At 73.2% G+C, this 8,204-nt stretch carries 8 protein-coding genes; 4 read left to right on the forward strand and 4 right to left on the reverse strand.

Annotation, left to right across the window (positions count from 1 at the left end; genetic code table 11):
- On the forward strand, positions 1-600 hold a 600-nt coding region (locus E1298_RS48810), incomplete at its 5' end, for a beta propeller repeat protein (protein ID WP_207945126.1).
- Positions 601-651: 51 nt separating this feature from the next.
- Here the strand turns inward: E1298_RS48810 and E1298_RS40330 are convergent.
- Positions 652-1,599, reverse strand: a complete 948-nt coding sequence (locus tag E1298_RS40330; protein WP_131902657.1) for a glycosyltransferase — start codon at positions 1,597-1,599, stop codon at positions 652-654.
- A 188-nt stretch (positions 1,600-1,787) separates the two neighbouring features.
- Complete coding sequence (locus tag E1298_RS40335; protein ID WP_131902658.1) at positions 1,788-3,236, reverse strand: LCP family protein; 1,449 nt, start codon at positions 3,234-3,236, stop codon at positions 1,788-1,790.
- A 159-nt stretch (positions 3,237-3,395) separates the two neighbouring features.
- Here E1298_RS40335 and E1298_RS40340 point away from each other — a divergent pair, with 159 nt between their 5' ends.
- A complete protein-coding gene (locus E1298_RS40340) occupies positions 3,396-4,343 on the forward strand; it encodes a DUF6177 family protein (RefSeq protein ID WP_243726128.1) in 948 nt (315 codons plus the stop codon).
- 126 nt (positions 4,344-4,469) lie between these two features.
- The gene (locus E1298_RS40345; protein WP_131902659.1) at positions 4,470-5,894 is read left to right on the forward strand and encodes a DUF1266 domain-containing protein; all 1,425 of its coding nucleotides are present in this window, start codon (positions 4,470-4,472) and stop codon (positions 5,892-5,894) included.
- Between the two features lie 124 nt (positions 5,895-6,018).
- Here E1298_RS40345 and E1298_RS40350 read toward each other — a convergent pair whose 3' ends face one another.
- Positions 6,019-6,567: a hypothetical protein gene (locus E1298_RS40350; protein WP_207945127.1), complete on the reverse strand. Its 549-nt coding sequence runs from the start codon at positions 6,565-6,567 to the stop codon at positions 6,019-6,021.
- Entirely contained in the window at positions 6,564-7,763 is a 1,200-nt protein-coding gene (locus E1298_RS40355; RefSeq protein WP_243726129.1) for a nucleotide-binding protein, read from the reverse strand. The genes E1298_RS40350 and E1298_RS40355 overlap by 4 nt, the downstream gene beginning before the upstream one ends.
- On the opposite strand from E1298_RS40355, the gene E1298_RS40360 reads away from it, so the two are divergent.
- Positions 7,731-8,204: hypothetical protein (locus E1298_RS40360; RefSeq protein ID WP_207945128.1), on the forward strand; the 474-nt coding region annotated here is incomplete at its 3' end. The genes E1298_RS40355 and E1298_RS40360 overlap by 33 nt on opposite strands.

The raw sequence follows: 8,204 nt of genomic DNA on the forward strand, positions 1-8,204 counted from the left end.
CTGGAGAGCCGGAGCGGGGCGGGGCGCTGGATGCTGGACGTGGTCGGTGGCTCGTTCGGGTACGTGGCCATCGGCGGCAGCCGCGACGCCAAGGGCAACCATCCCGCGGTGTGGGCGTCGTCCGACGGCGGGAAGTGGACGCTCCAGGTACTGCCGCTGCCCGGTGCCGGGATCACCGAGGGCCACCTGACCCACGTCGCGGTGCGCGGCAACGTGCTGGCCGCCGCCGGTATCGGGGCGACCCCCAAGGGGCTGGTCTGGATCGGCTACGTCTCGTCCGACGCCGGCAAGACGTGGCGGCAGGTCCCCGCACCCGGCGGCGCCGAGAAGTTCATCGTGACCGCGCTGGCCGCCACCCCGAAGGGCTTCGCGGCCACCGGGACGACGTCGACCGGCTCGACGGGCACGGATGTGGTGTCGTGGACCTCGCCGGACGGCGCGTCCTGGCGTTCCTCGACGCCGGGCGGGACGGGCCTCGGCGGAGGCGGCGACCAGCAGATCAGCGGGCTCGCGGCGTTCAAGGGCTCGCTCCTCGGCGTGGGCCGCAGCACCGACGCGCGCGCGGACCAGCCCGTCCTCTGGACCAGGCCCGTCCCCTGAGGAACGTCGCCTGCCGACTCGCCATCCGCGGCCCCTGGGCGGCGACGGACCTTAGAGATCGCGGGGAATGTAGGGCTCTGGGCGGGCGTGCCGGGGGACGTACGGGTCTTTCTCGGCCGTCGGATCCGGGTCGTCCGCCGGGACTGTGCCAGAGCGCGAGCGGTTGCGGCGCGCGCCGTACGGCGCGACGATCCGCCGGTAGAAGGGGCGCCGGATCGCGGTGGGGACGAAGCGGTAGCCGCCCCGCACGACCACGTTGCGCCAGTACTGCGGGCCCGTGATGAAGCCCTCGCGGCGCATCTCGCGCTGGAGCCGCAGTTCCGAGCGCAGCAGCGCGCGGCCGCCGCGCCGCTCGTAGGCGCCGTCGCCGACCCGGTAGTAGACGAGCGGCTCGGCGACGTTGACCATCCGCGCGCCGCCCGCGATCATCCGGACGAACAGCCAGTAGTCCTCCATCAGCGGCAGGTCGCCGTAGCCGCCCGCGGCGATCACCGCGCTGCGCCGGTACACCACCGTCGGATGGTTGAACGGGTCGTGCAGGCGCGAGTAGCGCGCGATGTCGGCGGGGTCGCTCGGCGGGGTGCGCCGCCCCACGATGTCGGTGGTGTCGGCGCCGAACTCCAGCAGGCCCGCGCCCACCAGGTCCGCGCCCGCGCGGACGAGCGGCACCTGCGCCTGGAAGCGGTGCGGCATGGCCACGTCGTCGGCGTCCATCCGGGCGACGATGTCGTGGCGGGCGGCCTGGAGCCCGGCGTCCAGCGCGGGCCCGAGGCCGCCGTTGCGCTCCAGCCGGACGAGCGTCACCTCGACCGGGCTGGAGGCGACCAGCCCGTCCAGGCACGCCGCCAGCGCGGGCCCGACCGGCCCGTCCTGGACCAGGACCACCTGGTCGGGACGGAGCGTCTGATCGCACACCGCGCTGCGGAAGGCGTCCCGGACATACTCCTCCCGGTCACCGTCGTAGACGGTCATCAGCAAGCTGAAGGGTTCGGGAGGCATGCGGTCGGGTTCCAGACGGGAGGCTCGCCCGGCAGAGCCCGTTGCGGGGGCCGGCTCCTCTGGGCAGGGAGTTGAGCGGTCGCGTTCAGTTATCTCGTCCTAGATGGGACGCTTTACTCTGGTTGGTGGTTGCGCGTCGCCAAGATACCGGTGGGTTGTAACGGGCTTTCGGGAAACGCCGCATCCGCTCAGCTCTGGCCGCAAAGGTCCTGGTCAGCGCGGATCTCTCCGGCCACCTTCGGCACCGCCTTGTTCACGCCGCGCAGGGCCGCGCCGTCCTTGCCGATGAGCAGGTAGACGTAGCCGGGCTTGCCAGGCGCCCAGGCGCGCGGCGGATGCCCGGGTATCGCTATCGCCAGGCGCGCCGCCTGCCGCTCGGCGCCCGGCCCGTACAGGATCTGGGTGCGGGCGGACGACGACGCCTTGCGGGTGCCGACCTTCACGACCTGGAACCCGCGCTCGGTGAGCTGCTCGGCCGTCCGCTGCCCGAGCCCCTTCGCCCTGGTCGCGTTGTAGACGGCGACCTTGACCTGGGCGGGCGGGACGGGCCGCGCACCGTTCCCCTGAGCCGGGACGGGCGCCGGCGCCGGCTCGGGCGGTGCGTTGTCCTCGCGGATGGCGTTGAACAGCGGCTCGGCCTGCGCCTGGTTGAACTGGACGCGGTTCTTGTCCTGCGGGAACGGCTGCACCGGGACGGTCACGAAACGGACCTTGCCCGCGCTCATCCCCCGCAGGCCGCCCGCGAGCTTCTGCATCACCGACAGCGTGAACCGGTCGTCGGCCTTGATGGACTTGGTGGCGGCGGAGAGGAAGGAGTAGGTCCGTCCCGGATCGGTGAGCATCCCCTTGTCGGTGGCCTTCCGGACGACCGAGGCCATGAACGCCTGCTGCCGCTTGATCCGGTCGAGGTCCGAGCCGTCGCCGAGCACGTAGCGGGTGCGGACGTAGCCGAGGGCCTGGTCGCCGTGGACGACCTGGCGCCCCGCCTTCAGGTGCAGCTCGGCCTTGGGGTCGTCGATGCGCCTCGGCACGCAGATCTCGACGCCGTCCAGCGCGTCCACGACCCGCTTGAAGCCGGCGAAGTCCACCTCGACGAAGTGGTCGATGCGGACCTTGGTGAGGGCCTCGATGGTCTTCCAGGTGCAGGCCGGGCCGCCGTTGGAGAACGCCGTGTTGATCATCGCGAACTGCGGCGGGGTGGAGCCGCCGCCCGGCTTCTTGCAGGACGGGATGCTCACCATCGAGTCGCGGGGGAAGCTGATGCCGATGGCGTGCTCGCCGCCGGGCGACAGGTGCAGCAGGATCGTGGTGTCCGAGCGCTGGCCTGCCTCCGTGCCGTAGCGGGAGTTCTCGCCCGCCCGGCTGTCGGAGCCCATCACCAGGATGTTCATCGCGTTGTTCAGCTTGGCGGGACGGTTGTCGCCGAGCTTGCCGTCCACGTTCTCGCGGTCGATCTGGCCGTCGAGCCGCCGCCAGAACCCGTACGCGGTGAGGCTGCCCGCCACCAGGACCACCGACATCGCGATCGACACCCAGCCGAGGACGCGCCAGACACGCCCCCTCGCCGGCGGTCCCGGCGGCTGGGGGGCGGCGGTGTCCGCGAAATACACCGGAGACGGCGCGACGGCTCGCTGCATCCGTAACATTTCAGCACAGTTTGGACATCGGTCACGCGCGCCACGGCAAAGTCGCCCAGGCAGGGGATCCGCGCCCCGGACCACGCCCCCGCCGGCCTCCGGATCGCGTCCGGGCCGCGCCCCGGATCGCGGACCGGGGGCCACTAGACTCGGGTGAGGATGAGCACGAGCACCGTAGACGCACTGACCGACCAGGCCATGGTCGTGCTACAGGATCGGCCGGTGGTCCCGCTGAGCGCCTGGCTGGCCAAGGTCGTCGGGGAATGCGCCGGAAGCGGCCGCACCCTGCAACTCGTCACCCCCCTGAACTCCCGGCTCTCCCTGCCGCTGCGCACGGCGGCGGCCGGGGCCGATGTCCAGTGGGTCGTCCGCAACGGCGACGGCTACTACGAGGGCCTGACCGGACGGCCGCTGAAGTGGAGCGGCGCGACGTTCGTCCCCGTCCCCGAGGCGCGCGACTACGCCCCCGGGTTCACCACCCGTCCCACCGGCCCGATCGGTTCGCAGCTCACCCTCGTCTACCGCATCAGGCACGGCACCCGGGGCGACATCGGCGGCCCGGTTGAGCGCCTCTTGCAACTTCTGACGGGTAAGCCGCCCGCCGGGCTCGGCCCCACCGAGCCGCTCGAACACCCTTGGCGCAGCGACCGGCTCACCGAGTACGCGCGCGGACGCTCCACCGCCCGGCTCATCGTCGCCGGCGACGGTCCGCGCCCCGCCCAGGCCATCGGCGACTACACCACCATCGAGGGCGGCGGCCTCGCCGAGGTCACCACCGTCACGGTCGGCTACGCCGCCGAGGACCCGCCGCCGCTGCGGCACCTGCCGTCCCTCGTCGGCGCGCTGGCCGCCGACCAGCCGGTCGCGTCCCTGTTCGTCCAGCTCACCCCTGGCCGGGCCGACCTCACCACCGAGCCCCGCTGGACGGGCGCGCCCGCCCCGGTCGCGCTGGCCGTCGCGGGCACCGTGCCCGGGCCGAACGGCATCCCCGGCCAGCAGGTCGGCCCGCCGCGCACCCCGCTGACGCTCTTCCCGCTCGGCGACGGCCGGTCCCCGGACGGCTGGCAGCGGCACAGCCTGCTGATGCAGCACCTTCAATCCGGCTGAGCCGCACCCCCTTTTCCGCGGCACCGGACGGAACGAGCAGCACAAACCGGGATTGGCCCCCTTGGCCGCGACATAGGCCGCAACTAGCTGATGATCTCCCGGTAAGGGATGAGGTACCGTCCTGCCATGGAACAGGCGGGCCAGCTCGACGCGCTTGAGCGGGCCGTCGAGGGAACCCTCTCGGAGGGGATGCTCGAATTCGACGGCGACGAGGCGGTCCTGCGGATCGACGGCTCGCTCGTCCTGACGGCCGGCTGGTTCGTGTCCTTCGGCGTCGGCGGCGTCGTCCTGCTGCTGGCCGGCGCGCTCCTGTCGCTCACCGGCATGCAGGACGAGGCGCGCTGGGCCCTCGCGCCCGGGGCGACGCTGCTCACCCTCGTCCTCGGCTACATCCTGCTGCTGCGCTTCACGCCGCTGCCCGCCCTGTGGCCCGACCTGGAGCTGCGGTTCACCGAGCGGGCCATGGTCCACCGCCGCGCCCGCGTCCCGTTCGGCGAGCTGCGCCCCGAGCACCTGGTGTGGAAGAACGGACGGTTCTTCCGGCGCCTGTGCGTCCGCCACCCCTCCCTCCGCACGCAGCTCGCCGGGTTCTTCATCAGCGAGGAGCGGCAGGCCGCCGAGTTCCAGCGGGTGCTGTGGGAGCTGATCTCCGCGCCCGACGTGCCCGGCATCCTCGCCCACGACGGCGGCCTGACCCCGGTGCAGCGCTGGATCATCGGCGCGGGCGCCCCCTACGGCGCCATCAACGGCTTCCGCCTCGACCGGCTCGGCGCCGCGACCGGGACCGCCGGGACCGCCGACCGCCGCACCGCGCAGGAGCTGCTCCACGAGCCGTGGGGCGCCTACGACCTCGAACAGCTCCTCGCCGCCGTGAACTGGCTCGTCCAGGACGGGCACCGCGCCGACTTCGCCCAGGACGCCGCGCTCGCCGCCCGCACCCCCGCCGAACAGCGGGAGTACGCGGCGCTGCTGAGCGAGGTCGACGGCCTCATCGCCACCGACCGGCTCGAACCGCCGTTCGTCGAGCTGCTGATCGAGCTGGTGCGCGTCCGCTACGGGGACGAGGGCGACGCCTACGCCCGGCTCGTCCCGCCGCTGCTGCGCGACGAGCCCGGCGCCGACGCCAGCGAGCAGGGCGCCGAGCTCGCCCAGTTCCTGCACCGGCTCTTCAACGACCGCGACCACGCGGCCGAGGAACTGCACCGCCTGAACGCCCTCGTCGACCCGGAGCTGCGCGCCAACACCGGCCGGTTCCTGATCTGGGACTACGGCCGCGCGCTGATGCTCTACCGGTGGGGCCACATGGTGGGCTGGCTGACCGAGGAGTACTGCTGGGAGCGGATGCTCCCGCTGGCGCTCGACATCCAGCGGCGCTACTCGTCCTGGCGCGACATGGCGACCTGCTACCTCCAGGGCCGCCTGCTCTGGTCCGGCGGCGGCGGGCGGGCGCAGGCGGAGTACGAGCGCCTGATCGGGCAGTTGGCCACCGACCCGCGCAGCCCCTGGAACCTCGTCCCGTGGGGCCTGGACCTCACCCGTGATTGGCCTTGACTCCAGGACGCGGGAATGGCCGTCCAATCGAGTGCGCTGGAACGTGGCATACCTTTACCAGCCCGCCCGATAAATCATTCATCAAGCGGGGTGAATTGTTTCCCGGCCGGGCCTGCGAACGGGGTCAGCCGCCGATGATTCCGCCCTGATACGAGGCGCCGTCCACCCCGCCGAACGCGCCACCACCGGTGCCCACACCGCCCTCGCCCGACCCGCCCGGACTGGACGCACCCGACCCGCCCGGACTGGACGCACCCGGCCCGCTCGCGGGGCCACCGCCCTGGTCGCCCGCCTTCCAGCTGCGGGCCGGGGCGTCGCTGGCCCCGTCCGGGTAGACCGTCCCGCCGAGCCAGTGGACGAGCGAGTCGGCGAACTTGCGCGCCACCCGCAGCGCCTCGGGCACGTCGGCGACGGCGCGGACGTCGACCCACCAGACGGGCGCGACGACCCTGGCGGCGAAGTCGGCGCCGAGCAGCCGTCCGATCTCGCCCTGCACCGACACCTGGACCGCGTCCTCGATCGAGACGAGCAGCCGGCCCCCGGGGTCGTACAGCCGGGTCGGCTCCGGCTCGCCGCCGCGCAGCTCCAACTCCTCGCCCATGGCGATCATGCCGTCGGCGACGGCGTGCACGTCGGGACGGCGGCGCACGAGCGCGACCAGGTCACTGCTCATCGGGTCACCCCAGCGGTGAGCGAGCGCGAGAACACCTCGTGCACGACCCGGGTCACCGCGACCCGGGCGGCGGCGGAGATCCTGGTCATGTCCAGGGAGCTGCCGGTGGCCAGGTGCCGGTCGTAGGGGACGGCGACCACGGGCAGGCCCCAGGCGGTCAGCATCTGGTGCGCCCGTTCGAGGTCGGCGCCGACCTGCGGGGCGTGCGACACCATCGCGATGACCGTCCGGGGCAGCAGCGCCTGCTGGTTGTTGGTGGCGAACCACTCCAGCGCCCCACGCGCGCTGAGGGCGCCGTCGACCGTGCCGGGCGTCACCAGCACGAGCCCGTGCGAACCGGCGATCACGCCGCGGTTCAGCTCGGTGAGGATGCCCGCGCCGCAGTCGACGACCGTGGCGGCCACGTACCGGCTGACCAGGCTGAGCGCGTTCTGGAACGTCTCCAGCGTGAACTCGCCCGCGATGCGACCGCCGCGCGTGGACGACAGGACGAACAGCCCCTCGGGAGTGCGCGTCAGGAACCGCGCCGCATCCTCGAACGAGTGCGGGCCCTGCGCGACCAGGTCGAACAGCGAAAGCTGCGAGCGGACACCCAGCCGCAGCGGCAGCGACCCGAGCTCGGCGTCGGCGTCGGCCGCCAGCACCCGGTCGGCGCGGTGCCGCGCCAGCTCGGTGGCCACCAGCGCCGCCATCGTCGTCTTGCCCGCGCCGCCGCGCACGCTGGCGACCGCGATCTGCCGGGAACTCGGCACCGACCGCTGCATCAGGTCGGCGAACGCCGCCAGCTCCCTGGCCTCGCGCGCCCCGCCGCCGACCGCCTTGCGAACACCGCGTCCCATGCGGCGCGCCAGCGGATCGCCGTGCTGGTTCTTGCGGACGAGGTCGTCGGCCGGGATCTGAGCAGGCGCACCCGCCTGACCATGCAGCCCCTGCTGGCCCGGGTGCCCGGTCTGGCCTGGATGCCCGGTCGGGCTCGGGTGCCCGGTCTGGCCCGGGTGTGCCGCCTGGTCGGGCGCAGGAGGCTGGCCGGGCAGGACGGGGGCAGCCGAGTAGGCGTCGGACCGTCCAGAACCACCGCCCCCATCGCTGGACGACGGGATCGCGCCGAGGACGGGATTGACCGCCGACTCCCAGTCGAAGTCGGACGTGACGAGCGGGTTGACATGCGGAGGCTCGACCGAGGCATCCGTCGGCAACTCCGCCGCAGCCTGCTCGGCAGCACCCTGCTGCGCGAGGGCCTGCTGAGCCGCGGCCTGCTGCGCGGCCAGTTGCTGCGCGGTCAGTTGCTGTCCCGCAACCTGCTCCGCCGCGCCCTGCTGAGCAGCCGCCTGCTCCGCCGCAACCTGCTGGGCGGCAGCCTGCTCGGCCGCAGCCTGTTGAGCGGCCGCTTGTTGGGCGGCCGCGAGCTCAGCCGCCGCGGCCTGCTGAGCCGCACCCTGATCCGCAGCCGCTCGCTGGGCGGCAGCCTGCTCCGCCGCGGCCTGCTGGGCAGACGCGTGCTCAGCCGCCGCAGCTTGCTGAACCGCACCCTGATCCGTAGCCGCCTGCTCCGCCGCAGCTTGCTGAGCGGCTGCCTGCTGAGCAACCGCTTGCTGGGCGGCGGCGGCTGGCGGAGCGGCGGCGGCTTGGTGTGGGGC

The organism is Actinomadura rubrisoli, assembly GCF_004349215.1.
Lineage (GTDB): Bacteria > Actinomycetota > Actinomycetes > Streptosporangiales > Streptosporangiaceae > Spirillospora > Spirillospora rubrisoli.

Bases quoted from the DNA above. Each gene is read 5' to 3' on its own strand.
- E1298_RS40330 (WP_131902657.1), bottom strand. From the start codon at position 1,599: ATGCCTCCCGAACCCTTCAGCTTGCTGATGACCGTCTACGACGGTGAC.
- E1298_RS40340 (WP_243726128.1), top strand. From the start codon at position 3,396: ATGAGCACGAGCACCGTAGACGCACTGACCGACCAGGCCATGGTCGTG.
- E1298_RS40345 (WP_131902659.1), top strand. From the start codon at position 4,470: ATGGAACAGGCGGGCCAGCTCGACGCGCTTGAGCGGGCCGTCGAGGGA.
- E1298_RS40335 (WP_131902658.1), bottom strand. From the start codon at position 3,236: ATGCAGCGAGCCGTCGCGCCGTCTCCGGTGTATTTCGCGGACACCGCC.
- E1298_RS40350 (WP_207945127.1), bottom strand. From the start codon at position 6,567: ATGAGCAGTGACCTGGTCGCGCTCGTGCGCCGCCGTCCCGACGTGCAC.